This is a genomic window from Bacillus sp. JZ109 (assembly GCF_053903135.1).
On the sequence record NZ_CP096388.1, the window covers coordinates 3,219,591 to 3,246,035 of the forward strand.

Annotated in this window: 25 protein-coding genes; 11 read left to right on the top strand and 14 right to left on the bottom strand. The window is 45.8% G+C overall.

What is annotated here, in order from left to right; all coding sequences use genetic code 11:
- Positions 1-197: 197 nt before the first annotated feature.
- Positions 198-4,562 carry a multifunctional 2',3'-cyclic-nucleotide 2'-phosphodiesterase/3'-nucleotidase/5'-nucleotidase gene (locus tag M1D94_RS17045; protein WP_456270293.1) on the top strand — a complete coding sequence of 1,455 codons (4,365 nt, stop codon included), beginning with the start codon at positions 198-200 and terminating at the stop codon, positions 4,560-4,562.
- Positions 4,563-4,598: 36 nt separating this feature from the next.
- Here M1D94_RS17045 and M1D94_RS17050 read toward each other — a convergent pair whose 3' ends face one another.
- The 4 genes from M1D94_RS17050 to treP form a co-directional block, all read right to left on the bottom strand.
- A complete protein-coding gene (locus tag M1D94_RS17050; protein WP_014476144.1) occupies positions 4,599-5,264 on the bottom strand; it encodes an NAD(P)H-dependent oxidoreductase in 666 nt (221 codons plus the stop codon).
- 139 nt (positions 5,265-5,403) lie between these two features.
- On the bottom strand, positions 5,404-6,120 hold the full coding sequence (gene treR / locus M1D94_RS17055; protein WP_003233679.1) for a trehalose operon repressor: 717 nt from the start codon (positions 6,118-6,120) through the stop codon (positions 5,404-5,406).
- Positions 6,121-6,140: 20 nt separating this feature from the next.
- Positions 6,141-7,826 (bottom strand): alpha,alpha-phosphotrehalase, encoded by a 1,686-nt coding sequence (gene treC, locus M1D94_RS17060; protein ID WP_038829525.1) that lies wholly within the window; start codon positions 7,824-7,826, stop codon positions 6,141-6,143.
- A 70-nt stretch (positions 7,827-7,896) separates the two neighbouring features.
- The gene (gene treP / locus M1D94_RS17065) at positions 7,897-9,309 is read right to left on the bottom strand and encodes a PTS system trehalose-specific EIIBC component (protein WP_003233682.1); all 1,413 of its coding nucleotides are present in this window, start codon (positions 9,307-9,309) and stop codon (positions 7,897-7,899) included.
- A 188-nt stretch (positions 9,310-9,497) separates the two neighbouring features.
- Here treP and M1D94_RS17070 point away from each other — a divergent pair, with 188 nt between their 5' ends.
- Genes M1D94_RS17070 through M1D94_RS17085 form a run of 4 tightly spaced genes read left to right on the top strand, consistent with a single transcriptional unit; the run spans position 9,498 to position 13,490 of the window.
- Complete coding sequence (locus M1D94_RS17070; protein ID WP_163117689.1) at positions 9,498-11,039, top strand: spore germination protein; 1,542 nt, start codon at positions 9,498-9,500, stop codon at positions 11,037-11,039.
- Entirely contained in the window at positions 11,020-12,174 is a 1,155-nt protein-coding gene (locus M1D94_RS17075; protein ID WP_424935161.1) for a Ger(x)C family spore germination protein, read from the top strand. The genes M1D94_RS17070 and M1D94_RS17075 overlap by 20 nt, the downstream gene beginning before the upstream one ends.
- Before the next feature lie 15 nt (positions 12,175-12,189).
- Positions 12,190-12,390 carry a hypothetical protein gene (locus M1D94_RS17080; protein WP_003233686.1) on the top strand — a complete coding sequence of 67 codons (201 nt, stop codon included), beginning with the start codon at positions 12,190-12,192 and terminating at the stop codon, positions 12,388-12,390.
- Positions 12,391-12,413: 23 nt separating this feature from the next.
- On the top strand, positions 12,414-13,490 hold the full coding sequence (locus tag M1D94_RS17085) for an endospore germination permease (protein ID WP_424935162.1): 1,077 nt from the start codon (positions 12,414-12,416) through the stop codon (positions 13,488-13,490).
- Here the strand turns inward: M1D94_RS17085 and M1D94_RS17090 are convergent.
- From M1D94_RS17090 to M1D94_RS17100, 3 genes are all read right to left on the bottom strand, one after another.
- Positions 13,487-14,902 carry an alanine/glycine:cation symporter family protein gene (locus tag M1D94_RS17090; RefSeq protein WP_015252561.1) on the bottom strand — a complete coding sequence of 472 codons (1,416 nt, stop codon included), beginning with the start codon at positions 14,900-14,902 and terminating at the stop codon, positions 13,487-13,489. The genes M1D94_RS17085 and M1D94_RS17090 overlap by 4 nt on opposite strands.
- A gap of 124 nt (positions 14,903-15,026) precedes the next feature.
- Positions 15,027-15,419 carry a DnaJ family domain-containing protein gene (locus M1D94_RS17095; RefSeq protein ID WP_029317492.1) on the bottom strand — a complete coding sequence of 131 codons (393 nt, stop codon included), beginning with the start codon at positions 15,417-15,419 and terminating at the stop codon, positions 15,027-15,029.
- Positions 15,420-15,437: 18 nt separating this feature from the next.
- Positions 15,438-15,575 (bottom strand): hypothetical protein, encoded by a 138-nt coding sequence (locus M1D94_RS17100; RefSeq protein ID WP_072557053.1) that lies wholly within the window; start codon positions 15,573-15,575, stop codon positions 15,438-15,440.
- A gap of 100 nt (positions 15,576-15,675) precedes the next feature.
- Here M1D94_RS17100 and ltaS point away from each other — a divergent pair, with 100 nt between their 5' ends.
- Positions 15,676-17,625 (top strand): lipoteichoic acid synthase, encoded by a 1,950-nt coding sequence (ltaS, locus tag M1D94_RS17105; RefSeq protein WP_003233694.1) that lies wholly within the window; start codon positions 15,676-15,678, stop codon positions 17,623-17,625.
- Positions 17,626-17,658: 33 nt separating this feature from the next.
- Here the strand turns inward: ltaS and nagE are convergent, their stop codons facing one another.
- On the bottom strand, positions 17,659-19,017 hold the full coding sequence (gene nagE / locus M1D94_RS17110; protein ID WP_041851180.1) for an N-acetylglucosamine-specific PTS transporter subunit IIBC: 1,359 nt from the start codon (positions 19,015-19,017) through the stop codon (positions 17,659-17,661).
- A gap of 171 nt (positions 19,018-19,188) precedes the next feature.
- Between nagE and map the strand changes: the two genes are divergently transcribed.
- The 4 genes from map to M1D94_RS17130 all read left to right on the top strand — a co-directional run bounded on the left by map (position 19,189) and on the right by M1D94_RS17130 (position 20,890).
- Positions 19,189-19,938, top strand: coding sequence for a type I methionyl aminopeptidase (gene map / locus M1D94_RS17115; RefSeq protein ID WP_003233698.1), 750 nt, complete (start codon positions 19,189-19,191; stop codon positions 19,936-19,938).
- An 81-nt stretch (positions 19,939-20,019) separates the two neighbouring features.
- On the top strand, positions 20,020-20,334 hold the full coding sequence (locus tag M1D94_RS17120; protein ID WP_003242951.1) for a DUF3243 domain-containing protein: 315 nt from the start codon (positions 20,020-20,022) through the stop codon (positions 20,332-20,334).
- Positions 20,335-20,440: 106 nt separating this feature from the next.
- A complete protein-coding gene (locus tag M1D94_RS17125) occupies positions 20,441-20,596 on the top strand; it encodes a hypothetical protein (protein WP_003244572.1) in 156 nt (51 codons plus the stop codon).
- Between the two features lie 156 nt (positions 20,597-20,752).
- Entirely contained in the window at positions 20,753-20,890 is a 138-nt protein-coding gene (locus tag M1D94_RS17130) for a YflJ family protein (protein WP_003239885.1), read from the top strand.
- Positions 20,891-20,930: 40 nt separating this feature from the next.
- On the opposite strand, the gene M1D94_RS17135 is transcribed toward M1D94_RS17130, so the two are convergent.
- Positions 20,931-21,596 carry an MOSC domain-containing protein gene (locus M1D94_RS17135; protein ID WP_014479155.1) on the bottom strand — a complete coding sequence of 222 codons (666 nt, stop codon included), beginning with the start codon at positions 21,594-21,596 and terminating at the stop codon, positions 20,931-20,933.
- Between the two features lie 66 nt (positions 21,597-21,662).
- Here M1D94_RS17135 and M1D94_RS17140 point away from each other — a divergent pair, with 66 nt between their 5' ends.
- Positions 21,663-21,938, top strand: a complete 276-nt coding sequence (locus M1D94_RS17140; RefSeq protein ID WP_003233709.1) for an acylphosphatase — start codon at positions 21,663-21,665, stop codon at positions 21,936-21,938.
- On the opposite strand, the gene nosA is transcribed toward M1D94_RS17140, so the two are convergent.
- From nosA to M1D94_RS17165, 5 genes are all read right to left on the bottom strand, one after another.
- Positions 21,929-23,020 (bottom strand): nitric oxide synthase, encoded by a 1,092-nt coding sequence (gene nosA / locus M1D94_RS17145; RefSeq protein WP_044052598.1) that lies wholly within the window; start codon positions 23,018-23,020, stop codon positions 21,929-21,931. The two genes, M1D94_RS17140 and nosA, sit on opposite strands and share 10 nt — an antisense overlap.
- A gap of 118 nt (positions 23,021-23,138) precedes the next feature.
- Positions 23,139-23,933 carry an MBL fold metallo-hydrolase gene (locus tag M1D94_RS17150; protein ID WP_144453930.1) on the bottom strand — a complete coding sequence of 265 codons (795 nt, stop codon included), beginning with the start codon at positions 23,931-23,933 and terminating at the stop codon, positions 23,139-23,141.
- 55 nt (positions 23,934-23,988) lie between these two features.
- Positions 23,989-25,290, bottom strand: a complete 1,302-nt coding sequence (gene citM, locus M1D94_RS17155; RefSeq protein ID WP_003242978.1) for a citrate transporter CitM — start codon at positions 25,288-25,290, stop codon at positions 23,989-23,991.
- 43 nt (positions 25,291-25,333) lie between these two features.
- Complete coding sequence (locus tag M1D94_RS17160) at positions 25,334-25,459, bottom strand: hypothetical protein (protein WP_032679059.1); 126 nt, start codon at positions 25,457-25,459, stop codon at positions 25,334-25,336.
- A gap of 25 nt (positions 25,460-25,484) precedes the next feature.
- A complete protein-coding gene (locus tag M1D94_RS17165) occupies positions 25,485-26,444 on the bottom strand; it encodes a tripartite tricarboxylate transporter substrate binding protein (RefSeq protein WP_124048446.1) in 960 nt (319 codons plus the stop codon).
- Position 26,445: the final 1 nt, after the last annotated feature.

The window sequence follows — 26,445 nt, forward strand, 5'->3', positions numbered from 1 at the left end:
CCAGCCACACTAAAATAAACATTCCGCGATTGTGACAAACGATAAGTATAAATACCCAGTATTTGTCGCTTGATACTACTACATAATACTCATTTTTCTCCCTTTTACAATAATCATAAAGAAACACCTACAAATAGTTACAAAATATTCTTACAATAGGAGCTGTAACACAAATTTCGTTGAAAGGTGGAGAACTGGTGAGAATACAGAAAAGACGAACACACGTCGAAAACATTCTCCGTATTCTTTTGCCCCCAATTATGATACTTAGCCTAATCCTCCCAACACCACCCATTCATGCAGAAGAAAGCGCGGCTCCTCAGGTGCATCTGAGTATTTTGGCTACAACTGATATTCATGCCAACATGATGGATTACGATTACTACAGCGACAAAGAAACGGCGGATTTCGGTCTGGCGAGAACAGCGCAATTGATCCAAAAGCACCGCGAGCAAAACCCTAACACTCTGCTTGTGGATAACGGTGACTTGATTCAAGGGAATCCGCTGGGTGAATACGCGGTGAAATATCAAAAAGACGACATTATCTCCGGCACGAAAACCCATCCGATTATCAGCGTCATGAACGCGCTGAAATACGACGCCGGAACGCTTGGCAATCATGAATTCAACTACGGGCTCGACTTTCTCGACGGCACAATCAAAGGAGCCGATTTCCCGATTGTAAATGCCAACGTCAAAACAACTAGCGGTGAAAACCGTTATACGCCGTATGTGATTAATGAAAAAAACCTCATTGATGAAAACGGTAATGAGCAGAAAGTAAAAGTCGGTTACATAGGCTTTGTCCCGCCGCAAATCATGACATGGGACAAAAAGAATCTCGAGGGGCAGGTGCAGGTGCAGGATATCGTAGAATCCGCCAATGTAACGATCCCGAAAATGAAGGCGGAAGGTGCAGATGTCATTATTGCCCTCGCCCACACCGGCATTGAAAAGCAGTCACAATCATCAGGTGCAGAAAACGCCGTGTTTGACCTTGCCACCAAAACGAAAGGCATTGACGCGATTATCTCGGGCCATCAGCACGGACTCTTTCCTTCCGCCGAGTATGCGGGTGTTGCTCAGTTCAATGTGGAAAAGGGAACAATAAACGGCATTCCTGTCGTCATGCCAAGCAGCTGGGGCAAATATTTAGGCGTGATTGACCTCAAGCTTGAAAAGGCGGACGGCTCATGGAAGGTAGCAGATTCCAAAGGAAGTATTGAATCTATTGCTGGCAACGTCACATCAAGAAACGAGACCGTTACAAACACCATTCAGCAAACACACCAAAACACACTGGAGTATGTCCGAAAGCCAGTCGGCAAAACCGAAGCAGATATTAACAGCTTCTTTGCACAGGTCAAAGATGATCCTTCCATTCAGATCGTGACTGACGCGCAAAAATGGTATGCCCAAAAAGAAATGAAGGATACTGAGTACAAGGACCTTCCAATTTTGTCTGCGGGGGCGCCGTTTAAAGCAGGCGGCAGAAACGGAGCCAATTACTATACAAACATTCCAGCCGGAGATCTTGCGATTAAAAATGTCGGTGACTTGTACCTTTACGATAATACTGTTCAAATCGTCAAGCTGACAGGCAGCGAAGTGAAGGACTGGCTGGAGATGTCAGCAGGCCAATTCAACCAGATTGATCCAGCCAAAGGCGGCGATCAGGCCTTGCTGAACGAGAATTTCCGCTCCTATAATTTTGACGTGATTGACGGTGTCACATATCAGGTCGATGTGACAAAACCGGCTAAATACAATGAGAACGGAAAAGTGATCAATGCGGATTCATCCCGGATCATCAACCTTTCCTATGAAGGCAAGCCGATCAGCCCAAGCCAGGAATTTCTCGTAGTCACCAATAACTATCGTGCGTCCGGAGGCGGCGGGTTCCCTCATCTGACAAGCGATAAAATTGTCCACGGCTCTGCGGTTGAAAATAGGCAGGTGCTGATGGATTACATTATTGAACAAAAAACAGTCAATCCAAAGGCAGACAACAACTGGTCAATCGCGCCTGTTTCCGGCACGAATCTGACGTTTGAATCCTCGCTTTTGGCCAAGCCATTTGCCGATAAAGCAGACGACGTCGCTTATGTAGGCAAGTCTGCGAATGAAGGCTATGGTGTGTATAAGCTGCAATTCGATGATGATTCAAATCCAGATCCTCCTAAAGACGGACTGTGGGACCTGACCGTCATGCACACCAATGATACGCACGCACATCTCGATGATGCAGCGAGACGAATGACGAAAATCAACGAAGTACGCAGCGAAACAAATCACAACATTCTCCTTGATGCGGGAGATGTGTTTTCCGGCGATCTGTATTTTACAAAATGGAACGGTTTGGCCGATCTGAAAATGATGAACATGATGGGCTATGACGCCATGACCTTCGGGAACCATGAATTTGATAAAGGCCCGACAGTGCTTTCTGATTTTCTAAGCGGAAACAGCGCAACCGTTGATCCGGCGAACCGCTATCACTTTGAAGCGCCGGAATTTCCGATTGTCAGCGCAAACGTAGATGTGTCAAATGAGCCCAAACTGAAATCATTTGTCAAAAAACCGCAAACCTTTACCGCAGGTGAAAAGAAAGAGGCCGGCATCCATCCTTACATTCTGTTAGACGTTGACGGGGAGAAAGTCGCCGTATTCGGCCTGACAACAGAAGATACAGCCACCACATCAAGCCCGGGCAAAAGCATCGTATTCAATGATGCCTTTGAAACAGCACAAAACACCGTCAAAGCGATTCAGGAAGAAGAACAGGTAAATAAAATTATTGCTTTAACCCATATCGGTCATAACCGTGATCTTGAGCTAGCCAAAAAAGTAAAAGGCATTGACTTGATCATCGGCGGACACACTCACACCCTCGTTGACAAAATGGAGGTCGTGAACAACGAAGAACCGACGATCGTGGCGCAGGCAAAAGAATACGGCCAATTCTTGGGGCGCGTTGATGTCGCGTTTGATGAAAATGGCGTTGTGCAAACAGACAAATCAAATCTGAGCGTGCTGCCAATTGATGAGCATACAGAAGAAAACGCAGAAGCAAAACAAGAGCTTGATCAGTTCAAAAGTGAATTAGAAGACGTGAAAAATGAAAAAGTCGGCTATACGGATGTGGCGCTTGACGGCCAGCGTGAGCATGTGCGCACGAAGGAAACAAATCTCGGAAACTTCATTGCGGACGGTATGCTGGCAAAAGCGAAAGAAGCAGCCAGCGCCAGAATAGCGATAACAAATGGCGGCGGCATCAGAGCCGGCATTGACAAAGGGGATATCACACTCGGCGATGTGCTCAACGTGATGCCGTTCGGCAATACGCTTTACGTGGCCGATTTAACCGGAAAACAAATTAAAGAAGCCCTTGAACAAGGCTTAAGCAATGTGGAAAATGGCGGCGGCGCTTTCCCTCAGGTGGCCGGAATCGAATATACCTTTACATTAAACAACGAACCTGGACACCGTGTGTTAGAAGTGAAAATTGAATCGCCTAACGGAGACAAAGTTGCTATAAATACGGATGATACCTACCGCGTGGCAACAAATAATTTTGTCGGTGCCGGAGGAGACGGATATTCTGTCTTTACAGAAGCCTCCCATGGTGAAGACCTTGGCTACGTTGATTATGAGATTTTCACCGAACAGCTGAAAAAACTAGGAAACAAGGTCTCTCCTAAAGTTGAAGGACGGATCAAAGAAGTATTCCTGCCGACAAAGCAGAAGGACGGCAGCTGGACACTTGATGAAGACAAATTTGCGATTTACGCTAAAAATGCCAACACGCCGTTTGTCTATTACGGAACACATGAAGGATCACAAGAGAAGCCTATCAATCTCAAAGTAAAAAAAGATCAGGTCAAACTTTTGAAAGAAAGAGAGTCAGATCCTTCATTGACGGTGTTCAACTACTGGTACAGCATGAAGATGCCAATGGCGAACCTTAAAACAGCAGACACTGCAATCGGAATCAAGTCGACGGGAGAATTGGATGTGTCACTGGCAGATGTATATGACTTTACAGTGAAGCAAAAAGGAAAAGAAATAAAATCATTCAAGGAGCCCGTTCAGCTTTCGCTTCGCATGTTTGATATTGAAGAAGCCCATAACCCTGCCATTTATCATGTCGACAGGAAAAAGAAAGCTTTCACAAAGACAGATCACGGATCAGTCGACGATGATATGGTGACAGGATATACAAACCACTTCAGCGAATACACGATCTTAAATTCCGGTTCAAACAACAAACCGCCGGCATTCCCGTCCGACCAACCGACAGGCGGTGATGACGGCAATCATGGCGGAGGCTCCGACAAACCAGGCGGAAAACAGCCAACTGACGGGAACGGAGGAAATGATACGCCTCCCGGCACTCAACCGACTAACGGCTCTGGAGGAAACGGTCCGGCTGGCGGCCTGCTTCCGGACACAGCCACATCCATGTACTCGATCCTGTTGGCCGGATTTCTGATCAGCGCACTCGGCACCGCAATGTACTTACATCAGAGGAGAAAACAGAATAGAGCGAATCAGGCATAAAAAAGAGCTGCTCGCTAAGCGAGCAGCTTTCTTTATTTAAACCCACTTCACAACATCTTCAACAGCAGATCTTGTTTTCGGACGAGGGTCTCTCACTCGGTAGCCAAATGCCACCATCACAGAAATATCGAAGCTTCCGTTTTCCAGAAGGCCTTCTTCTTCAAGAATACGGTGAATGTGATCGTACTGGAAGCCTTCTATCGGGCAGGAATCAACACCGATTTGCGCAGCGGCAGTCATCATGTTGCCAAGCGCGATATAGGTTTGTTTTGATGCCCAGTCAAACAATGTTCTGTCACTTTCAAGCAAATGCAAATCGTTTTTCTGGAATTCTTCTGTTTTGCTTAAATAGCCTTCGTACACGTCTTGCGGCATTTGTTTTACTTCTTTTAAATGACGTTTGATGTAGTCCGCATTATATTTGATATCCTTCGCTGTACGCGCAAGAATCAGGACGAAATGGCTTGCGGTCGGCAGCTGCTTTTGCGCGCCCCATGTGTATTCACGAAGCTTCTCGCGGAACTCCGGATTTTGGACGACGACAAATTTCCAAGGCTCAAGGCCGAGTGAGCTCGGAGACAGTCTTCCTGTTTCTAAAATAAATTCAAAATCGCTGTCTGACACTTTTTTATTCGGGTCAAATTCCTTAGTCGCATGCCTGAAATTGTATGCATCCAGAATTTGTTTCTTTAGATCTGCCATGTAAAACACCTCTCCTTTAGGTTACTCTCATCTCTATTGTAGCCATTATGATAAAAAGTAAAAGTACGCACATTTTTGTTGGATAGTATCAATTTTGATACCAAACAAAAAAGCGCGCTGCCGCAGGCAGGCGCCTCTCTCATTTCCCCCGCCGCGCAAAATCAACAAATCGGAATTTGTCGAGACGGTGTCTGCTTTCCGTATATTGAAACAAACTGGTATCCTCCAAAAAGACGTAGTTTCTCACCACGACCATATGGTCATAGCCGCGTAAATCGAGCAGCTCTCTGTCCTCGTCCGTACACGGCTCGGCGACAATTTCTTTTTGGGCGTAACTGATCGAAAGACCGAGCTCTCCTTCTATATATTCATATATGGAGTTTTCACAAATTTCTTTCGTCAGGTGAGGGACATGCTTTCTGAAAAAGTAATCCTTGTCCAAAATCACATGTTCCCCGTCAATCTTTCTAGACCTGATGACTTCCCAGATGTCGTCATCCAGATTGGCCCGGAGCTGTTTTTGGATCAGCTCTGACGGAGGCTCCAGCCCGAATTTGTGTACAGTTGTTTTCGTTTCTTTGCCAAGCGTTTGCGCGAGCTCCTTGAAGCTGACAAGGCCCGAAACGGGAAACTGCATTTTTTCACGATTGAGCACGACGGAGCCTTTTCCCCTGATTTTCTGGATATAACCGTTTTGCGCGAGCATATGAAGCGCCTTTCGGACCGTTTCTCTTGATGTACCGTACTGTGCGGTCAACTCATGTTCAGACGGAAGAATCTCCTCCGCTTTCCATCGGCCGCCTTCAATTTGCTGTGCGATGTCTTTATAAATTGTGATGAATTTATTCACCTTCATTATGGACCACCCAGCTTAGTTTAACACGGTTTCGTTAAACGATAAACAATGGACTCATACGGGCGAAGCGTCATGTACTGAAGCCCTTCCCTTGCTTCATCGTTCGTCAACAGCACCTCTGCCTTCCATTCGTCAGGCGCTAAAGAGTCCGGCAGTGTAAAGGCCGCCTCTGTCCCGTAAAAATTATTGATCACGAGCAGCTTTTCATTGCTGCCGTGTCTGAGATACGCAAAAATGTTCGGGTCATCCTTTGCGATTATCTCATACGTACCCTCTGTCACAATGTCATACATTTTGCGAATCTGAATCAATTTTTGATAATGGTAAAACACCGAATTCTGATCCCTCAGCGCCGCTTCAGCATTGATTTCCCGGTAATTTCCTGCAACCGGTATCCATGGTGTGCCCGTTGTAAAACCGCCATTCTCCGTAGCATCCCACTGAACGGGGGTTCTGGAATTGTCACGGGATTTCGCCTGTAAAATGGCTGTAATCTCTTGATCAGCCATTCCTTTTTCCTTAAAGGCGTGATACATGTTCAGCGATTCGACATCCCGATAGGAGCTTATGTCAGTAAACTTCGGATTCGTCATCCCCAGCTCCTCGCCCTGATAAATATAAGGCGTGCCCTGCATCATATGAATGGCCGTAGCAAGCATTTTCGCCGATTTCACCCTATATGCGCCATCATCTCCATATCTTGATACAACGCGCGGCTGATCATGATTGCACCAGAACAGAGCGTTCCATCCCCCTCCTGCGTGCATCCCCGTTTGCCAGTCGGATAGGATCTCCTTCAGCTTCAAAAAGTCAAACGGCGCCAAGGCCCATTTTTCGCCGTTAGGATAGTCAACCTTGAGATGATGGAAGCTGAATGTCATATCAAGTTCTTTATTGTCAGGATTCGTATACCGGATACAGTGGTCTACGGTTGTTGAAGACATCTCACCGACCGTCATGCTGTCGTAATGCGAAAACACCTTTTCGTTCATTTCATGCAGAAATTCGTGTACCCGCGGCCCGTCAGTGTAAAAAGAGCGGCCGTCGCCTTCCTCCGCATTCGGAAAGCGCTGATCTTTAGAAATCAGGTTGATGACATCAAGCCTAAAGCCGTCTATTCCCTTTTCAAACCAAAAATGCATCATGTCATAGACATGCTTTCTGACCTCTTCATTTTCCCAATTCAAATCAGCCTGCGTCACATCAAACAGATGCAAATAGTATTGGCCTGATGCTTCGTCAAGCTCCCATGCCGAGCCGCCGAATTTCGATTCCCAGTTCGTCGGAACAGAACCGTTTTCCTGCGGGTCTTTCCATATATAAAAATCACGGTACGGGCTGTCTATTGAAGAGATCGCCTCGCGAAACCATTTGTGCTCTGTTGACGTATGATTGACAACAAGATCCATGACGACTTTCAGGTCTCTTTTATGTGCTTCGGACACTAGCCGCTCAAAATCCTCCATCGTTCCGTATTCAGGATAAATCGAGTAATAATCACGAATATCGTACCCATTATCATGTTGCGGAGAATCATAAATCGGCGTCAGCCAAAGCACATCCACCTGAAGTGTTTTTAAGTAATCAAGCTTTTCAATAATGCCGTTCAGATCGCCGACACCGTTTCCTGTCGTATCGTTAAAGCTTTTCGGATAAATTTGATAAACCACAGCTTTTTTCCACCATGGCGTTTGTTCTGTTTTCATCTGTTTCCACCACCATATTTAAATTGAAAACGGGAAAAGGGAACGTTCAACACGTCCCGCTCCCCATTTGTTATTTATGTTTGAATCTCGCATACGCGTATGTTCCGGCAAACGGCACGATCAATACAATAGCCATCCCGATTGCAAACGCGCCCCAGTACTGGCTCATGATTGAGAAAATCCCCGGCACACCGCCGACACCGACGGAGCTTGCCAGCACACCTTGAGAAGAAATATACATTCCGGCCAGGCCAGAGCTGACCATTGCAATGATAAACGGAAATCTGTATCGCAGATTCACCCCAAAGATGGCAGGCTCTGTAATGCCAAGATAAGCAGAAATCCCTGATGTGAGGGAGAGGCCTTTTTGTTTCTCATCCTTCACGATAAACATCATGGCTAGAGCGGCCGAACCTTGTGCGATATTAGAAAGCGCCAGCATCGGCCATAAAAAGGTGCCGCCGAGCTTTGAACCGATGAGCTGCAGGTCGACTGCAAGAAACGTGTGATGCATACCGGTAATCACGAGCGCTGAGTAGAAACCGCCATATAACAGACCGCCCAGTGCGGCAAAAGAACCAAACACCGAGATAAGCCCTGAAGTCAGTACATTACCGATCGCAAATGTAATCGGGCCAATAATGATAAAAGAGGCAAATCCTGTTAAGAGAAGCGTAATTGGTGCGACAACGAGCAGCTGTATGCCCTCAGGTGTGCGTTTTGTTAAAAATACCTCAATCTTCGCCAGCATATAAGAAGCAAGCAAAATTGGGAGCACCTGGCCCTGATAGCCGACTTTCTGCACCTCTAGGCCGAATAGATTCCATACCGGGATCTCTCCGCTTTGTTCTGCCGCGCCATATCCCCACGCATTCAGCAAATCAGGATGCACGAGCATAACCCCGAGCACAATGCCGAGAAGCGGATTGCCGCCGAACCGCTTGACTGCAGACCATCCGATTAACGCAGGCAAAAACGTAAAGGCCGTGCCTGCAATCAGGTTAATCATATTAGCAAGATCCGCCCACTGCGGATAAACCTGCACAATCGATTTTGTGCTGAAGAAAATGCCTTCCGCCGTTAAAATGTTATTGATCCCCATTAAAAGACCCGCCGTGACAATCGCAGGCAATATTGGAATAAAAATGTCTGCAAGCGTTTTCACAGCACGCTGCAAAGGATTCATATTTTTTTCTGAGGCCTTCTTCACTTCATCCTTTGTTGACTCGCCAATCCCCGTTTCCTTAACCAGTTCAGCATATACTTTGTTGACAGTTCCCTGGCCGATTACGACCTGAAACTGTCCGTTTGTCGAGAATGATCCCTTTACCACATCAATTTGATCAAGCATCTCTTGGTCAACCTTGCTTTCATCTATTAAAGCAAAACGCAAACGTGTAACACAATGAGTTGCCGCTGCAATATTTTCAGCACCGCCGACTGCTTCGACAATCTGACGTGCCGATTTGTTCAGTTCCCCCATGCCAACCCCTCCGTATCCGTTTTTATAACTTGTATATACAACTTATAATCATATTGTATTCCTGTATATACAGGTAGTCAACACTTTTTTATAGCGCTTTCATCCTAGTCTGGAATATATGAAACAGACAAGGTTACCCTAAAAGTCACAAGCAATTATTGTGACATTAAAAAGCAGGGTGAGTCTCTATGAATAAACGCGACAAAGCGCTTCAGCTCATCAAAGAGCTTGAAGACAATCAGGACAGACCGATCTCTCCCAATTTGAAGGAAAACCTCGATAATCTGACCTTATTAACAGAAGGCTGCTCAGACATCGTATTTAGACAATTTGACTTTGGAAACGGGCTGTGCGGATTTATTGTTTATATCGAAGGAATTGTAAAATCTGAACATATTCAGGATCACGCCCTCCGCCCTTTCTTAATGCATTTGACGGATCAAATAGATGAACATGAAAAGGCGCTGCAAAATACTCTATCAATTTCAAGTGTTGCAATAGAAACGAGTATGAGTAAAGTGGCTGCATCCATCATTGAGGGGAACGCGGTTTTATTTGCCGACGGGCACTCAAAAGGCCTGATCTTAAATATAAAAGGCGGACAAAGAAGAAGCATTGAAGAGCCGATAACAGAATCGACCATCAGAGGGTCAAGAGAGGGCTTCACTGAAAGCCTCAGGGTCAATACCGCTCTTGTGCGGTTTCGAGTCAAAACGTTTCAGCTTAAAATGATCTCATTTAAAATCGGCACAAAAACCAAAACAGATGTTGTCTTGGCCTATATTGACGGGCTTGCCGATCCAAAGGTCATTGACAAAGCAAAAAAAAGAATCAAAAAGATAAAGATTGATGCTGTCTTAGAAAGCGGATATATTGAAGAATTTATCGAAGACGACACGTACTCGCCATTCCCCCAGCTGCAATACACAGAAAGGCCGGACACCGTCGCCGCCCAGCTTCTCGAAGGCCGATTTGCCATTTTCACAGATAATACGCCCTTTGTCTTAACAGGCCCGATTACGTTTTGGCAGCTTATGCAGGCCAGTGAAGATTACTATGAGCGTTATTTGATGTCTAACTTAATCCGCTGGCTTCGCTATATGTTTTTATTCGTTGCTTTATATTTGCCGGCTATTTATGTTGCCGTTATTACATACCATCAGGACTTAATGCCGACAAACTTAATGTTCAGTGTGGCCTCCGCGCGTGAACCGATTCCTTTCCCCGCCATCATAGAAGCATTGATTATGGAAATTTCTTTTGAGGCTCTCCGTGAGGCGGGAGTGCGCCTGCCGAAAACCATCGGCCAGACCGTCAGTATTCTCGGGGCCCTAGTCATCGGGACAGCAGCTGTTGAAGCGGGAATTGTGTCTGCCCCCATGGTGATCATCGTATCGTTAACAGGGATCGCGTCATTCACAATTCCGCGGTTTAACTTAGCTATCTCCATCAGGATGCTTCGTTTCCCGCTTATGTTTTTGGCGAGTATTTTTGGGATATTCGGCATTATGCTCGGCACGATTATCTTAGTGCTTCATTTATGCAAGCTGCAATCTTTCGGCATTCCTTATTTATCCGGGATTTCTCCGTTTAAACGAGATGAAGTAAAAGATATTTTTGTCAGGGCGCCTTGGTGGACGATGACCAGAAGGCCGGGCACGTATTCGCGCGGCAACGGACAGAAGGGAGCGAAAAGAGAGGACCCAAAAGATGAAGAAAACAATATATAAGTGTGTTTTGCCGCTTCTCATTTGTATCCTTCTAACGGGGTGCTGGGACCGGACAGAAATCAATGACATTGCATTTGTTGTCAGCTCAGCCATTGATAAGAAAAAAGATCAGTATCGAGTGGCCATGCAGATTCCCTTGGTCGGTCAATTAGGCGGACAAACAGGGGGCGGCGGCGGAACTGCCGGTTCAAAAACATGGTATGTTGATTCAGCTTCCGGCACTACGATCAGAGAAGCGAACAACAAGCTGCAAACCTCCTTGTCACGGACAATCAATACGTCCCACAGACGTACAGTCATTATTGGAGAGGATATGGCGAGAGACGGCGTTGCCCCAGTCTTTGATATTTTAACGCGAAATCCGCAGAACAGATTAACGGCGCTCATTTTAGTCAGCCGGGGAGAAGCGCGGGACATTTTAAACACCGATGTTCAGCTTGAACAGTTTCCGGCGGAAATGATTCGGGAGCTGGCCATTATCGCAACGAGCCGCCCCGTTTTTTTAAGCAGATTCATGTCTGATCTAGTAGAAATAGGCAGTGATCCGTATGCACCGGTCATCTCTGCATCTAAAACAAAACCTGGAGGGAAAGGCAAATCTAATTTGAAAATTGACGGGCTTGCGATCTTTAAAAAGGACAGATTGATGGATATTTTCAAAGATGAACACATGACAGCAGCCCTGATGTTGCTTAATCAAGCCCGCCAGCCAGAATTCATAGTAGACCTGCCGAATCAAATGGGACAAGCATCCATTCAGCTTCAAAAGTCCAATGCATCCTTTCATGCCGCTGAAAAAAACGGAAAGCTGTCAATGACAATCGAGATCAGAGCCAAAGGAATTATTATGGAAAACCAATCAACCTATGAGACGAGAGAAACTGACCAGTATTACATCATTCAAAAAGCATTAAACAGAACCATAAAGAAGGACGTGATCAGCACCGTTCATCGTTTGCAAAAGCTAAAGGCGGACCCGGCCGGCTTTCAAGACAGGACCATCAGAAGCACGGCAACCACGAAGAATCTGCTGAAAAAGGAATGGGAAGAGGTATATAAGGATATGGTGGTTCACGTCGTCCCAATTGTGACGATTGAGCAGGGCGGTGTCCTATACAAAACGATCAGCCATTAATGGAGGTGCGTCAGCATGATCAGCTATATCGTACAGACATTGATAGTGTGCATTGCCATATACGCATATGAATGGAAGAATTTTCGTTCCGCTAACAATCTAACAAAATGGGCCTTCAGCCTGCTAATTGCAGGAAGTGCTTTTCTATGGATTTATATGAGAGTGAATCCCCTGCTTCCGCGGCTGGGGCACCTGTTTAAATATATTCCGTTTTGAACATGACAGAAAGGATGTGCTTTATGGACAAGACCTCTGCATACCAAGGATTATTTTTCGGAGCTCTGTATACGTTAGCAGTCGGATTAAAGCATGCTCCGATTCTCATGATCGAATCAGCAAAACAAAATGCCTGGCACAGCTACATCCTCGGCGTTGTCATCGTGATTCCGGCACTCTGGCTCATGCATAGGCTGATGAAAAAGCATCAGGATAAAAATATCTATGAGCTGCTGAGCGATTCCTCACCAATCGCAGGCCGGATTATCATTTTACTGTTTTCTTTGTATTTCCTGTTAATCAATGCTCATGATATACGTTTTTTCATCAATTTGATTAACATTTTATTTCTCCCGAGAACACCAATGGCTGTTCTTGGCGGTGTTATTATCTTTGTGGCGATCTGTATTGCCGGAGAGGGAAAAGAAACATTGACCAGAATGGCGCAGATATTCCTATTTCCATTCGGCATCCTGATCTTATTCCTTCCATTTACGCTGGCCACACAAATTGAGCTTCAAAACTTGACGCCTGTTTTTGAAGGTCTAATCCCATATCTTCAATCAGGCTATTACGCGTTTGGGACAATGGGGGAATTGATTATCCTTCCGCTTCTCTTCTCAAACCGGAGCGTCCCGCTAAAATACACCATTTTCGCGATACTGCTGGGCGCTTTATTGCTGGCCGTGATGTTATTTTCTTCAATTTCTGTCTTTGGTCCCAACCTGACATCTACTTTCTTTGATCCTGCTTATATGGTCATCAGGCAGATCCGCATTACGGATTTTCTGGATCGCTCAGACCTGATCATCGCGGCTTTTTGGATTCCGGTCATTATGGTGAAGATAGCAGGTTCCCTATATATCGTGGTATACGGCCTTTCGTTTTTACACTCAAAAATCGACCCGAAAGCCATGTATACACCAATCGGCATGTTCTCAGTCGTATGCAGCTTTTGGTTCTTTTTAAATACAAATCAGCTAATCGACTTTAACAGAATCAAACCAATCATTAATGTAGTGATTTCTCTTTTGCTGCCTTTACTCATTTATTTGATCATAAAAAGCAAAGCGTTGTTCGGCGCCAAAGCAAAGCACTAGGAGTTTTTAGCTTCTTTTGTTTGATAAACAGGATTCTGTTTTGTTTTCCTTATATCTTTCAGGTAGTACTGTTCAGATGTAAAGAATTCGGTGTACAGCGCTTTTACCTTTCTGCTCAATAACAACAGCGCAATCACATTTGGGACGAGAATAAAAGCCAATGCTAAGTCCAAAAAGCCCCAAATGGCTTTTGCTCCGCCTGCGGCACCTATGATAATAGCCGCTAAATAAACGAATTTAATCACGTGTCCTGCCAGCCGCCCGAACAGAAATTCAGCTTGCTTTACGCCGTAAAAAATGACAACCATAATGGTTGATACGACAAAGAAGACTAGGGAAACCGAAACGAAGTACCCTCCGCCAGAACCGAAATAATGCTGAAATGCAGCCGTCGTCAGTGCTGCCGGATCAATTGAGGCGTTCTTCCCTGTCCAGACACCAGATGCAAGAACGACAAAAGCGGTGGTCGTGCAGATGATCAAGGTGTCAATGACAATGCCGATCACAGACCAAAACCCTTGCCGCACAGGATGATCAGTCATTGCTGCCGCATGTGCAATCGGGGCTGTTCCCATTCCGGCTTCATTAGAATAAAGCCCGCGGGCAAATCCCCAGCGAACGGTTTCCGCCAACGCAGCACCTGCGAACCCTCCAACTGCTGAAGAAGAGGTAAACGCATTTGAAAAAACGAGAGAGAAAAACGCCGGCACTGATGATAGATTCATGAGAACAATCAGGAGACCGGCACCTGCGTATGCCCCTGCCATAAGAGGCACGACAAACTCTGTTACTTTTCCGATCCGCTTTACCCCTCCTATCACCACTAACCCAATCAAAAATGCAATTCCGATTCCTGCGTATATTTTATTGAAAGAAAACGTCTCGGCAAGCGAGACTGAAACCGAATTTCCCTGAACCATAATGCTCGGGATCAGCTCCACAATCAGCGCAACAGAGAAGAATACGCCGAGCCATTTCATGCGGAGCCCTTTTGTTATGTAATACATCGGTCCCCCGACGTATTCACCCTGCTCATTTTTTTCTCTGTAATGAACAGCAAGAACACTTTCAGAAAACTTAATCGCCATGGCAAATAAGGCAATAAGCCACATCCAAAAAACCGCTCCTGGTCCTCCAAACATAATAGCGGCGGGCACACCGACAATGTTCGCTGCACCGATCGTTGAACTGAGGGCTGAGGTCAATGCCTGAAGCGGTGTGACTGTGCCCTCTCCCTTCGGCTTTTTTCCTACGCTGCCGATTGTCTGTTTGAAAATGTATAAAGGATAGCGAAATTGAAAACCTTTCAGCAAAATAGTGAAATACAACCCCGTCCCCGTCAGCAGGATGATTAGCGGCGGACCCCACAGCCAATCAGATATATGCTCTATCCATACTAATAGTCGTTCCATCCCATCACCCTTTTTTCGTTTATGGGTCATTTCCCATAGATGGAAAAACATAAACCTTTTGACATAGAACTTGGACCATAAAAAGGATGGCTTTTAACAAACGCCATCCTGCAGACAAGACAAATCAGCTGGAAGAAGGTCTGTTTCGTCCAAGCCGGTCATATACTTTATTCTTATAAAAAGCGGATGCTGGCTTTGAAAACATGCTTTTTTTGTCGACAAGCTTATCAAGCAGCAATTGCTTTTCAGATTTTTTTCTGATTAATTGCTCGCGTTCTTTTTCGTCATAGCACTTTTCGATTAAATGGTCGATGGTCATAAGCTCTTTTTTGAGCGCGCCCTCGTCCTCTGCCATTCCCGCGTTTTTCAAAATACGATAGCCCATGCGCAGCGATTCCGGCAAGTGTGCCGCGTCATCCTTCGGCAGCGGCTTCCCCATTCCCGGGAGGTTTTGAAAGTCCCCGTCTTTGATGGCGCGCTTAATTTTATCTTCAGACACAATATGGGAAAAATCCATCATTTCACCTCTTTTTATCTATACCTTATATTTTATCATACAATTCTCAATGTACCATTTTATTCCTTTATTTCTAGAAAGATACCTTGTTTTACATTTGGTAATATCAAAGCGAAACGTTGATTCGACGGCGTTTTTCGCCACTTTCTCCATCATACGATTTTCACTTTTCTAATCTGCTGATTCGTGTTATATTGGATACGTTCGTTTTTTCTATCGTTTCGCTCGAACTGGATCGGAAAAAAGGAGTGTAACAATGAAAACATTTATAAAAGAAAGAGGACTGGCCTTCTTCTTAATTGCGGTCGTCCTGTTATGGATCAAAACGTATGTCGGTTATGTCCTGAACTTCAACTTAGGAATAGACAACACGATACAAAAAATATTGCTTTTTGTGAATCCTCTTAGCTCAAGCTTGTTCTTTCTTGGCTTTGGACTCTTGTTCAAGAAAAAATTACAGCAGACAGCCATTATAGTGATTCATTTTTTAATGTCTTTTTTACTGTACGCAAACATTGTGTACTACAGATTTTTCAATGATTTTATTACAATTCCGGTCATTATGCAGGCTAAAACAAACGGCGGCCAACTCGGTGACAGCGCATTTTCGCTGATGAGACCGACTGACGCCTTTTACTTTATCGATACGATCATCCTGATCATCTTGGCGATCAAAGTAAACAAGCCTGCCGAAACGTCAAGCAAAAAATCGTTCCGAATTATTTTTGCGTCTTCAATTCTTGTGTTCTTGATCAACCTGGCAGTTGCGGAATCAGACCGTCCTGAATTGCTGACAAGATCATTCGACCGGAACTATCTTGTGAAATACTTGGGAACATACAATTTCACGATTTATGACGCTGTACAGAATATCAAGTCCAACAGCCAGCGCGCGCTTGCCGATTCCAGCGACGTGACGGAAGTGGAAAACTACATGAAAGCCAATTACGATGTGCCGAATAACGTGTATTTCGGCAAAGCGGAAGGAAAAAACGTCATTTACGTTTCACTTGAATCTTTGCAGTCATTTATTATCGACTATAAAATTGACGGCAAAGAAGTGACACCGTTCTTAAATAAACTGGCACATGATAACGAAACGTTCTACTTTGATAACTTTTTCCACCAAACGGGACAAGGTAAAACATCTGATGCTGAATTTATGATGGAAAACTCTCTGTACCCGCTGGCTCAAGGTTCAGTTTTCGTAAACAAAGCACAAAACACGCTGCAATCCGTTCCGGCGATTCTGAAGTCTAAGAATTACACATCTGCTACTTTCCACGGGAACACGCAGACGTTCTGGAACCGTAACGAAATGTACAAAGCGGAAGGCATTGATAAATTCTTTGATTCTGCTTACTATGACATGAACGAAGAAAACACGAAAAACTACGGCATGAAAGACAAACCGTTCTTCAAAGAATCAATGCCGCTGCTGGAAAGCCTGCCGCAGCCGTTCTATACGAAGTTCATTACCCTGTCTAACCACTTCCCATTCGGAATGGATGAGGGGGATACAGACTTCCCGGCTGGAGACTTTGGTGACTCTGTCGTCGATAACTACTTCCAGTCAGCCCATTACCTTGATCAGTCCATTGAACAATTCTTCAATGATCTGAAAAAAGACGGGTTATATGATAAATCGATTATTGTGATGTACGGAGACCACTACGGCATCTCTGAAAACCACAATAAAGCGATGGCGAAAGTGCTTGGCAAGGATGAAATCACTGATTACGACAACGCCCAGCTTCAACGGGTGCCGCTCTTTATCCACGCTGCCGGCGTGAAGGGCGAGAAAGTTCATAAATATGCCGGAGACGTTGATGTGGCTCCTACCATTCTGCATCTGCTCGGAGTGGATACGAAGGACTATCTGATGTCCGGGTCTGATATTTTATCGAAAGAACACCGTGAAGTGATTCCGTTCCGAAACGGAGACTTTATTTCACCGAAGTACACGAAAATATCCGGTAAGTATTACGACACGAAAACCGGAAAAGAACTCGATGAATCCGAAGTCGACAAGTCAGAAGACTCGCTCGTCAAGAAGGAACTTGAAATGTCCGATAAAATCATAAACGGAGACCTGCTGCGGTTCTACGAGCCGAAAGGTTTTAAGAAGGTGAATCCTTCTGATTATGATTACACAAAACATGACGAAGATTCTTCCGAAACGTCAAAGGATAACGAAGATAAATAAGAAAAAGCGGAGAGGTTGCCCTCTCCGCTTTTTTTATTTGACAGCAGCCCTCAATTCTTCCGCCGCAAATTCCACATTCGGGCCAATAATGACTTGAACCGATTGCCCGCCTGATTTGACAACCCCTTTTGCGCCTGCTTTCTTTAGCAGCGCTTCATCCACCAAAGCGGTATCCTTCACAGTCAGTCGCAGCCTTGTGGCGCAATGATCAATGGTTTGAATGTTTTCTTTTCCGCCGAGCCCTTTCAGCATGATGTTTTCATTTACATCCTGAACAGTATTTTCATCCAGCACTTCATCTACATCATCGTCTTCCCGTCCAGGCGTTTTTAAATTCAAAGCCTTAATCAGTACATAAAACACGATAAAGTATACTGCCGCATAGCATATACCTACCAAAAGCAGAAGCAGCGGTTTTTCTGCGATTCCATAGCTGAGCACATAATCGATAGCTCCAGCTGAAAAAGAAAAGCCTGAACGGATGCCGAGCCAGTTGACGATAAATAAAGATAACCCGGTTAAGACCGCGTGAACAGCGTATAAAAGCGGAGATAAAAACATAAATGCAAACTCAATCGGCTCCGTAATCCCTGTGATAAACGCCGTTAAAGCAAATCCAATCATCATTCCAGCCGTCGCTTTCCGTTTAGACGGCTTCGCAGTCACAACCATAGCCAGACAAGCCGCCGGAAGACCGAACATCATGATTGGGAAGAATCCGGTCATATATGTGCCCGCTGTCGGATCTTTCGCGAAAAAGCGCGCCAGATCCCCTGTCACTCCGTTATATTCTCCAAATTGGAACCAGAAAATATTGTTCAGCACATGGTGAAGGCCAAGCGGAATTAACAGCCTGTTGAATAGGCCGAATATGCCTGCCCCGATGCCGCCGAGCCCGAGCATCCACTCTCCAAACGAGTTTATACACGATTGAATCGGCGGCCAGACGACTCCGAATATGCCCGCTAAAATGATCGTAATAATGGCTGTTATAATCGGCACAAGCCGTCTGCCACTGAAGAACCCGAGATATTCAGGCAGCTTGGTATCCTTGAAGCGGTTATAGGTGTAACCGGCAATTAAACCGGCAATAATTCCCCCAAACACCGCCATGTTATTTGTTTTATCAATTGTCTTTGTTGCCGCGTCAAGCATCAGATACGATATCGCCCCTGATAAACCCGCGGCCCCATTGCTGTCTTTTGAAATGCCGATGGCAATTCCGATCGCAAAAATAAGCGGCAGATGATCAAAAACCGCCGTCCCCGCCTGATAAACAAACGGGATATTAAATACATCCTCTCTGCCAAGCGCAAGGATAATTCCAACCGCAGGCAGAACCGCAATCGGGAGCATAAATGACTTCCCGAGTTTTTGTAAAAATGAAAGCATACCCATCCCCCTCATACCCTTTTTTTTCAAATATACCATATAAGATATCTAGTGATCTATACCAATTTTCCCGGGGGTATTTCTTTTTTCCCAGGCCCGTGTGTTTCCTATTTTTAAGACAGTTGTGGTAAGCTTAATCTAGATTATTTAAAAAGAAAGCGGGAATGACAGATGATTGTAACAAACGATCAAGAATTAGAAGGTCTGAAAAAAATCGGAAGAATCGTCGCGCTTGCGCGTGAAGAAATGAAGCGGAAGGCAGAGCCCGGCATGAGCACAAAAGACCTTGACCTTATCGGAAAAGCTGTGCTTGATGAGCACGGCGCCGTTTCAGCTCCTGAGAAGGAATATGATTTTCCAGGTGTGACATGCATCAGCGTAAATGATGAAGTGGCTCACGGCATACCAAGCACATCCAAAATTTTAAAAGCAGGGGACCTTGTCAACATCGACATCTCCGCTGAATTTGGCGGCTTCTATTCCGACACAGGCATCTCATTTGTGCTCGGTGAAGGAGAAGAACGCCTTCATAAGCTTTGCCAATGCGCGGAAAACGCATTTCAAAAGGGGCTTCAGCAGGCAAAAGCGGGCAAGCGCCAAAACCAGATCGGAAGAGCCGTTTATCATGAAGCACGCTCTCAAGGCTTTACCGTCATCAAAACCCTGACCGGCCACGGAATCGGCCGAAGCCTGCATGAAGCGCCGAACCACATCATGAACTATTATGATCCGTTTGATAACGCACTGTTCAAAAATGGCACAGTCATCGCGCTTGAACCGTTTATTTCAACGAAAGCAGAAACGATTGTTGAAGCTGGAGACGGCTGGACGTTCAAGACGCCGGATAAAAGCATGGTTGCCCAAGTTGAACACACGATCGTCATCACAAAAGATGAACCGATTATCCTGACGAAACTGTAAAACACATTCCGGGCTTCCGGCAGGTTTAACCTCCTCCAATAGCAGGTAAAACATCATTATTCTGCACGAGGAGGTCTTGCAATGAACAGAGATCAAGAAAAAATCCAAATTGAAAACGAAATGAACGCGATGCATGGCACAATAAAAGAAGACATTTTAAAAGACTTTGAGGAATTTAAAGGCTACTTGAAAAAACAAGTCAACCGAGGCAAAAAGCTGGGATTGGATGACGGCAAGCTTGTAAAAAGCGCTGCGATCCTGGGAGACTACCTCGCAAAGCATGAAGAGCCGCAAAACGGTGAAGAAATGCTGCTGCAAGAGCTTTGGAGCGTTGCAGACGAAGATGAGAAAGAACATTTGGCACAGCTTCTGGTCAAATTGGTTGATAAACAATAAAACATGAGCCGGGCGATATGCGCCCGGCTTTCTTGATATTGTCACAGCCCGGCTCTTTCAGATATGCTACACTACTATTATGTCTGTGAAAGGAGCCTTTATCTGCATGTGGTTTATTATTTTCGGCATCATTTTTTTCATTGAAGGCATCATTATGACCGTTTACGGCGTTAAGAAAAAAAACGGGATGCTCACATATATCGGCATTGTTTTCGCCATTATGACATTTGGCGTTGTCATGATCAAACTAACCGGCCATTAAATCATATTCGGCTTTTGCTCCGCATATACATACAGAAGAACATTCGTACATCTAGTGCGAAAGGCTCAGTTTTCCCCGCATCTCTTTTCAGCATCTTTTTATAGATGTTACAATGCCAATCGTTTCGAAATCAGATAGGGAAAGGAGTTTTCTGACATGCATTACGGCAGTAAAGGCTGGTATGTGGCAGAACTAAAAAAGCAGGGGATCACGCACCATGAGGGAAGAAAGCTTCAAAGCTATAAAACCTATTTTCTTGCCAACCTGCTTGAAACAAAGAAAAAACAATCTTAAATATGGCAAAGCCGCGCACGTTGATATGCGCGGCTTTTTTCTATTCAACCGGCAGCAGCCTGTCCTTTTTTTTCATAAAGGACGCTCTCCAGCTTTCCGATAGTGCAGCCTCACTTAAAATCAGTTCTATGGCGGTGAGATTTTTTGCATCATGGTAGTTGATGCGGTTGGCGAACTGGACGGAGATGCCCTTCTCTCCTCTGGACAGCAATTCAAGGTTCGCGCCGGGAGACACCCTGCCCTCCTCCAGCACGCGAAAATAAAACCCTGTATAGCCGGTTTGCTGGACCTTCAGCACCATTTCTTTTACACCAAACTTTTTCGCCAGCTTTACACACGGCTGGCGCGGCTGGCTGACCTGAACAACAGCTTCATCAAGCCTGAACACATCCCCGATGCAAACATTCTCCTCAGTCAGGCCCGCGACCGTCAAATTTTCTCCAAATGCGGCATTTGACAGTGGTCTTGAGAGGAACTCTTCCCAAAACGGATAATGCTCCGCCGGGTAGACACAGACAGCCTTATCAGGTCCGCCGTGGTTGACGAGGTCCGCCTGTCCGTCTCCTTCAAAATTCTCCCGATACAGCATGACGGCTGATTCAGCCGGCCGCTTCATGATGCCGGTTTCGATTTTCTTTCCGTCATATTCAAGCGTCTGCGGTTTTCCCAGATTAAGAGAAAGAACTGAATAGCGCTCTGGTTTCATACAAACACATCCCCTTTACAGGTTGTAAAATGATTGATTATCATAAAAAGAAAAGGTGGTTTTTACATGCTTCAATACCGAATCATTGTAAACGGCCGGGTTCAAGGTGTGGGCTTTCGCTATTTTGTTCAAATGGAAGCTGATAAGCGAAAACTGGCCGGCTGGGTCAAAAACCGTGATGACGGGCGTGTCGAGATTTTGGCAGAGGGTCCGGAAAACGCCCTGCAATCGTTTGTTGAGGCTGTAAAGAACGGAAGCCCTTTCTCAAAGGTTACCGACATCTCTGTGACTGAATCCCGCAGCCTTGAAGGCCATCATCGATTTTCTATTGTTTACTCATAAGGCTTATCTTGATAAAAGTAATTCGGCTTAACGATTGAGTTATCATAGGATCGGTGGAAGATATGAGTGGCAGCGGGTGAAATTGGCGGAATCAGCCACGTCCAGTCCCCCGTCAGCTTTCTGCCCGCTTCTTCCTCCTGTTCTTCAAACCGTTTAAACTGGCTTGCCGCTGTATGATGGTCAACGATGCTGACACCCTGCTTTTTGTACGAGTGCAGCACAGCTTTATTCAATTCAACTAGCGCTTGATCCTTCCATAAATCCGTATTGTAATCAGCGGCGATGCCGATCACGGACGCTACTTTTTTCAGCTTGTCGTACCGCTTTTCATCTGCGAGGTTTCTCGCTCCGATCTCCGTGCCCATATACCAGCCGTTAAATGGCGCGGCATTATAATGAATGCCCCCAACCTCAAGCTTCATATCAGAGATGATAGGCACGCCGTACCACTTCAGCTCCAAATCAGAAAACGCCTCGATGTCCGGATGTATGATTGGAACCTCGATCACAAGTGAACGCGGCAGCTCATACCAGACAGGCTGTTCGTCGCCTTTCATGCGAAAAATGAGCGGCAGCAGGTCAAAATCCGTTCGCTCTCCGCGCCAGCCGAGCTCTTCGCAGGCTGCTGTCAGGGAACAGGAAGCCGGGTCGCCGATTCTTTCTCCGTCTGACTCATATCCAGCGTACCGGATCAGCTGATGATTCCAGATCTCGACTTGCTTTTCACCCTTCTCTTCCGGAGGGAAAATCGTAATGGTCGGTCTGATTTTCCCGTTATTGGTGGCGGTTTCAATATGGTGAAAGAGGGCGTCACGCACTTCCTCCTTCGTCCGGACGTCTCGTCTGTCGATAACATTCAGCGAATTCCAGAACAATCTGCCGATGCAGCGGTTGCTGTTTCTCCAAGCCATTTTCGCTCCGTGCTCCAGCTCTTCCTTCGTATGTACATAGCTTCCGGTCAGGTCAATTTCGCTTTTAATGTCCTCGAGACGGTCTTTCACTTCCTCCTCCTTTCCCAATTCCTGATAGCATGCGGCAATAAACGCTTTCGCTTCGTTCCAGAGTATTTCTTTTTCTTCCAACAAACTCTCCCCTTCACATCACTTCATGCTTTTCATTGTATCGTTTTTAAGCGGCAAGACAAATGATTTTTCTGCAACTTCCTGGAAAACAATAAAAAACACCCGCGTGGTGCGGGTGTCAAATAGACGATAACCGATTTGCCAATTCAGTTAATTCACTTCGAAAGTTTTTGCCGGTCATCGGTATGCCGTGCCCTGTCAATAACGCTTCCGGTTCAAGACCGGCCAGCTTTAGAATGGACTCCGCGGCCGTCTCTGTGTCAGGCGTGAAATAAGCCGGCGGCCCGTGAAGCTCCTGTTTTTGTATCAAGACGTCAGCCATTTTCTCCTGTTCCACTGTAATAACAGCATCACCTGCCACAAGCACGCGGCCGTCATCGCGGAATAACGAAATATGGCCCGGCGTGTGTCCTGGTGTCGCAATCCACATCCACTCGTCAAGAAAAGGAACTGAACCGTCTTCCGGCAGTGCCTGGACATGTGAGGAAATATCGATGGAGTGCCGCGGAAACAGCGGCGACAGCTTGGCGACCAGCCCGCTCTTGCTGTCAGGACGAGCCGGAGGATAATCTTCTTTACCTGTTACATAGGGCATTTCCCGAGAATGGACATAAACAGGCACATCCCAATGCTCAAGGATCTCTTCGATTGCCCCAATATGGTCAAAGTGCCCGTGTGTGAGGATAATCGCCTTCAGCTGAAACCCTTCACCGAATCTTTGTTTGGCTTCATTGACAATCATGCCGGCTGATTGAGGCATGCCGGCATCAATTAAAACAAATGAGTGAGGTTCAGAAGGCAGCTGAATAAAATAGACATTCGCAATTTGCACAGTCAGGCCGTGCACCCCTTTTGCCGCTTCGAACCCCGTTCCGCTTCTGACTGAAGTCAGCGGCATATAAGGATCACTCATAATGACACCTCCGGAATGTTGTATGCCGTTAGTGTGTGTCATTACGCCTGAATTATCATACGGAAATAGAGATCGCACCGATCAATAGAGCGATAGCCGTCATGACGATCACTGCGAGAACCGCCCATTTCAATGCGAATTTTTGATGGTCGTCAATAGAAACTCCGACGAGTCCGACAAGCAAATGAGTGGATGGCACAAGCGGACTCAGCATATGAATCGGCTGGCCGATAATAGAGGCTCTGGCAATTTCCACTTTATCCACACCGTATGCGACAGCTGTTTCTGATAAAATCGGCAGCACCCCGTAGAAATACGCGTCATTCGGCATCAAGAATGTGAAAATGCCGCTTGTTAAGGCAACAATCGCCGGGATCAATCCGCCCATTTGTTCCGGTATCATGGACACGAGCGAGATCGCCATTTCATCAACCATTTTCGTGCCTGTCAAAATCCCCGTGAACACCCCCGCGGCAAAAATCATTGAACCGATAGCCAGCACGTTGCTGGAATGCGCCGCGATGCGCTGTCTCTGATGCTCGAGATTGGGATAATTCACAATCAGTGCAATACAAAACGCAATGACAAACAGTACGGTTAAACTGACTTTACCCGATACTAAACATCCTATTAAAGAAAGCGTTAACAATAAATTGAACCACCAAAGCTTCGGCCGCTTCCACTCATCTTCAACCGCAGCAGCCGGTTCATTGGCATTGGCTGGCTGTTTCAGTTCAATCACACCAAGTCGCTTTCGTTCCGCTTTTCCAAGCACATACGCAACCGCCACCATACAAAGCATCCCGCTTGCAATGACAGGAATCATCGGCCCTGTAAGCTCAGCTGGATCAACCCCCAGCGCACTCGCGGCCCTCGGCGTCGCACCGCCCCATGGAATCGTGTTCATGATTCCCATGCCGACTCCCGCGATTCCTGCCAAGATAATTGGCCGGATGCCTAGCAGCAAATAGAGCGGAAGCATGGCGCTTGTCGTAATCATGTACGTTGTCGAGCCATCTCCGTCCAAGGCGACGAGCATTGTAAGGACCGCTGTCCCGACAACAATTTTTAAAGGGTCTCCTTTGACCATGCTTAAAATTTTGCCAACCATTGGATCAAACAGGCCTGTATCAATCATAATTCCAAAATATAAGATCGCAAACATAATCATGACCGCAGTCGGTGCGACTTGCTGAATCCCCGAAATCATCATGTCCCCAACTTCAGTAAATCCAAATCCGGCGATAAGCGCAAACACAATCGGCGTCAAAACTAATGCTGTTAAAACAGAAAGCCGTTTTGTCATGATCAATGCCATAAACACAAGCATCATGAGAAAGCCTAAGATTGCTAACACATCCATTCCCCCTTAAATGAATCCGCTTACATTTTTTTCTCCCTTACTCCCCTTTTTGTCTTGCCTTTTTGCCATCGTATGGGAAAACCAACCGCAAGTAAATAATTTGGTTTTTTTGTATTTTTAAATTTTTAAAACCGTTTTGTTCTTTTTGATCATTTTTCGGCATGAAAAAATCCCGGGATGCCGGGATCTTAATTTCCTGTCATGATGCTTTGATAAAAAGCGGATTGCTCTTCTAAAAACCGTTTCGTTTCCCTGCTGTTCAAATAAAAGCTTTCCCAGTCCTGTTCGTTTATTTTCCGCTTCCATTCAGGTGAGGAGGTGACCTTCTTTAGCGCTTGATCCCAGTAAGAAATCTCTTCCTCAGACATATTTTTCGGGCCCAAAATCCCTCTCCAATGAGAAAAAACAAACGGGATTCCCTGCTCCTTCCACGTCGGTACATTTGGAAAACCGGGAAGTCTTTTATCAGACGTTACAGCGGCTAACGTGATATCGCCGTTTCGTTCATATGGTTTCGCTTCAGAAAGTGTCATGGAAGCCGCTTCTACCTCATGTCTGATCAGCGCCTGAATGAGCTGTTCGCTGCTGTCATACTGTGAGAATTGAATGTCAAACGGGTCAATGCCGTACATATCTGCCGCTCTGACGAACGAGAGCTGATCATCATTGCCAAACCCCGGGGCAAAGCCGATTCTCACCTTGCCGGGATGCATGTTGATCTCATTCAGCACATCCTTGCCATTTGTTAACGCTGATCCTTTTGGCAATGCAACCGTCTGCCATTCCTTGGAGAGAATGGCGAGCGGCGTAAAATCGGACATTTTTAATTTGCTTTGCCCGAGAAGATCATTGCTCAATATTAGGCTGGACGTCATGCTGATGGTTTGTTTGCTGCTTTTGTTGACATATTTCCAGCCTTTCTCTCCCCCGCCGCCGGATTTATAGACGATATGAACATCTCCCTTCACGATCTGCTTCTGCCTCAAAACTGATTGGATCGCCTGCGCTGTGACATCCCAGCCGCCAGAAGGTTCGGCAGGGACGACAATTTCTATCGGCCCGTCCGGCAGGCGCGGCGCAGCCGCCTGCCTGATATCACCCTGCATAAAGATCAATAGAATAATCAATAGGATTATAGATTTTTTCATA

Excerpts from the sequence above, each read along its gene's own strand:
- M1D94_RS17050 (WP_014476144.1), bottom strand. The coding sequence starts at position 5,264 with ATGGCAGATCTAAAGAAACAAATTCTGGATGCATACAATTTCAGGCAT.
- treR (WP_003233679.1), bottom strand. The coding sequence starts at position 6,120 with ATGAAGGTGAATAAATTCATCACAATTTATAAAGACATCGCACAGCAA.
- treC (WP_038829525.1), bottom strand. The coding sequence starts at position 7,826 with ATGAAAACAGAACAAACGCCATGGTGGAAAAAAGCTGTGGTTTATCAA.
- treP (WP_003233682.1), bottom strand. The coding sequence starts at position 9,309 with ATGGGGGAACTGAACAAATCGGCACGTCAGATTGTCGAAGCAGTCGGC.
- M1D94_RS17070 (WP_163117689.1), top strand. The coding sequence starts at position 9,498 with ATGAATAAACGCGACAAAGCGCTTCAGCTCATCAAAGAGCTTGAAGAC.
- M1D94_RS17075 (WP_424935161.1), top strand. The coding sequence starts at position 11,020 with ATGAAGAAAACAATATATAAGTGTGTTTTGCCGCTTCTCATTTGTATC.
- M1D94_RS17080 (WP_003233686.1), top strand. The coding sequence starts at position 12,190 with ATGATCAGCTATATCGTACAGACATTGATAGTGTGCATTGCCATATAC.
- M1D94_RS17085 (WP_424935162.1), top strand. The coding sequence starts at position 12,414 with ATGGACAAGACCTCTGCATACCAAGGATTATTTTTCGGAGCTCTGTAT.
- M1D94_RS17090 (WP_015252561.1), bottom strand. The coding sequence starts at position 14,902 with ATGGAACGACTATTAGTATGGATAGAGCATATATCTGATTGGCTGTGG.
- M1D94_RS17095 (WP_029317492.1), bottom strand. The coding sequence starts at position 15,419 with ATGGATTTTTCCCATATTGTGTCTGAAGATAAAATTAAGCGCGCCATC.
- M1D94_RS17100 (WP_072557053.1), bottom strand. The coding sequence starts at position 15,575 with ATGATGGAGAAAGTGGCGAAAAACGCCGTCGAATCAACGTTTCGCTTT.
- ltaS (WP_003233694.1), top strand. The coding sequence starts at position 15,676 with ATGAAAACATTTATAAAAGAAAGAGGACTGGCCTTCTTCTTAATTGCG.
- nagE (WP_041851180.1), bottom strand. The coding sequence starts at position 19,017 with ATGCTTTCATTTTTACAAAAACTCGGGAAGTCATTTATGCTCCCGATT.
- map (WP_003233698.1), top strand. The coding sequence starts at position 19,189 with ATGATTGTAACAAACGATCAAGAATTAGAAGGTCTGAAAAAAATCGGA.
- M1D94_RS17120 (WP_003242951.1), top strand. The coding sequence starts at position 20,020 with ATGAACAGAGATCAAGAAAAAATCCAAATTGAAAACGAAATGAACGCG.
- M1D94_RS17125 (WP_003244572.1), top strand. The coding sequence starts at position 20,441 with ATGTGGTTTATTATTTTCGGCATCATTTTTTTCATTGAAGGCATCATT.
- M1D94_RS17130 (WP_003239885.1), top strand. The coding sequence starts at position 20,753 with ATGCATTACGGCAGTAAAGGCTGGTATGTGGCAGAACTAAAAAAGCAG.
- M1D94_RS17135 (WP_014479155.1), bottom strand. The coding sequence starts at position 21,596 with ATGAAACCAGAGCGCTATTCAGTTCTTTCTCTTAATCTGGGAAAACCG.
- M1D94_RS17140 (WP_003233709.1), top strand. The coding sequence starts at position 21,663 with ATGCTTCAATACCGAATCATTGTAAACGGCCGGGTTCAAGGTGTGGGC.
- M1D94_RS17150 (WP_144453930.1), bottom strand. The coding sequence starts at position 23,933 with ATGAGTGATCCTTATATGCCGCTGACTTCAGTCAGAAGCGGAACGGGG.
- M1D94_RS17160 (WP_032679059.1), bottom strand. The coding sequence starts at position 25,459 with ATGCCGAAAAATGATCAAAAAGAACAAAACGGTTTTAAAAATTTAAAA.
- M1D94_RS17165 (WP_124048446.1), bottom strand. The coding sequence starts at position 26,444 with ATGAAAAAATCTATAATCCTATTGATTATTCTATTGATCTTTATGCAG.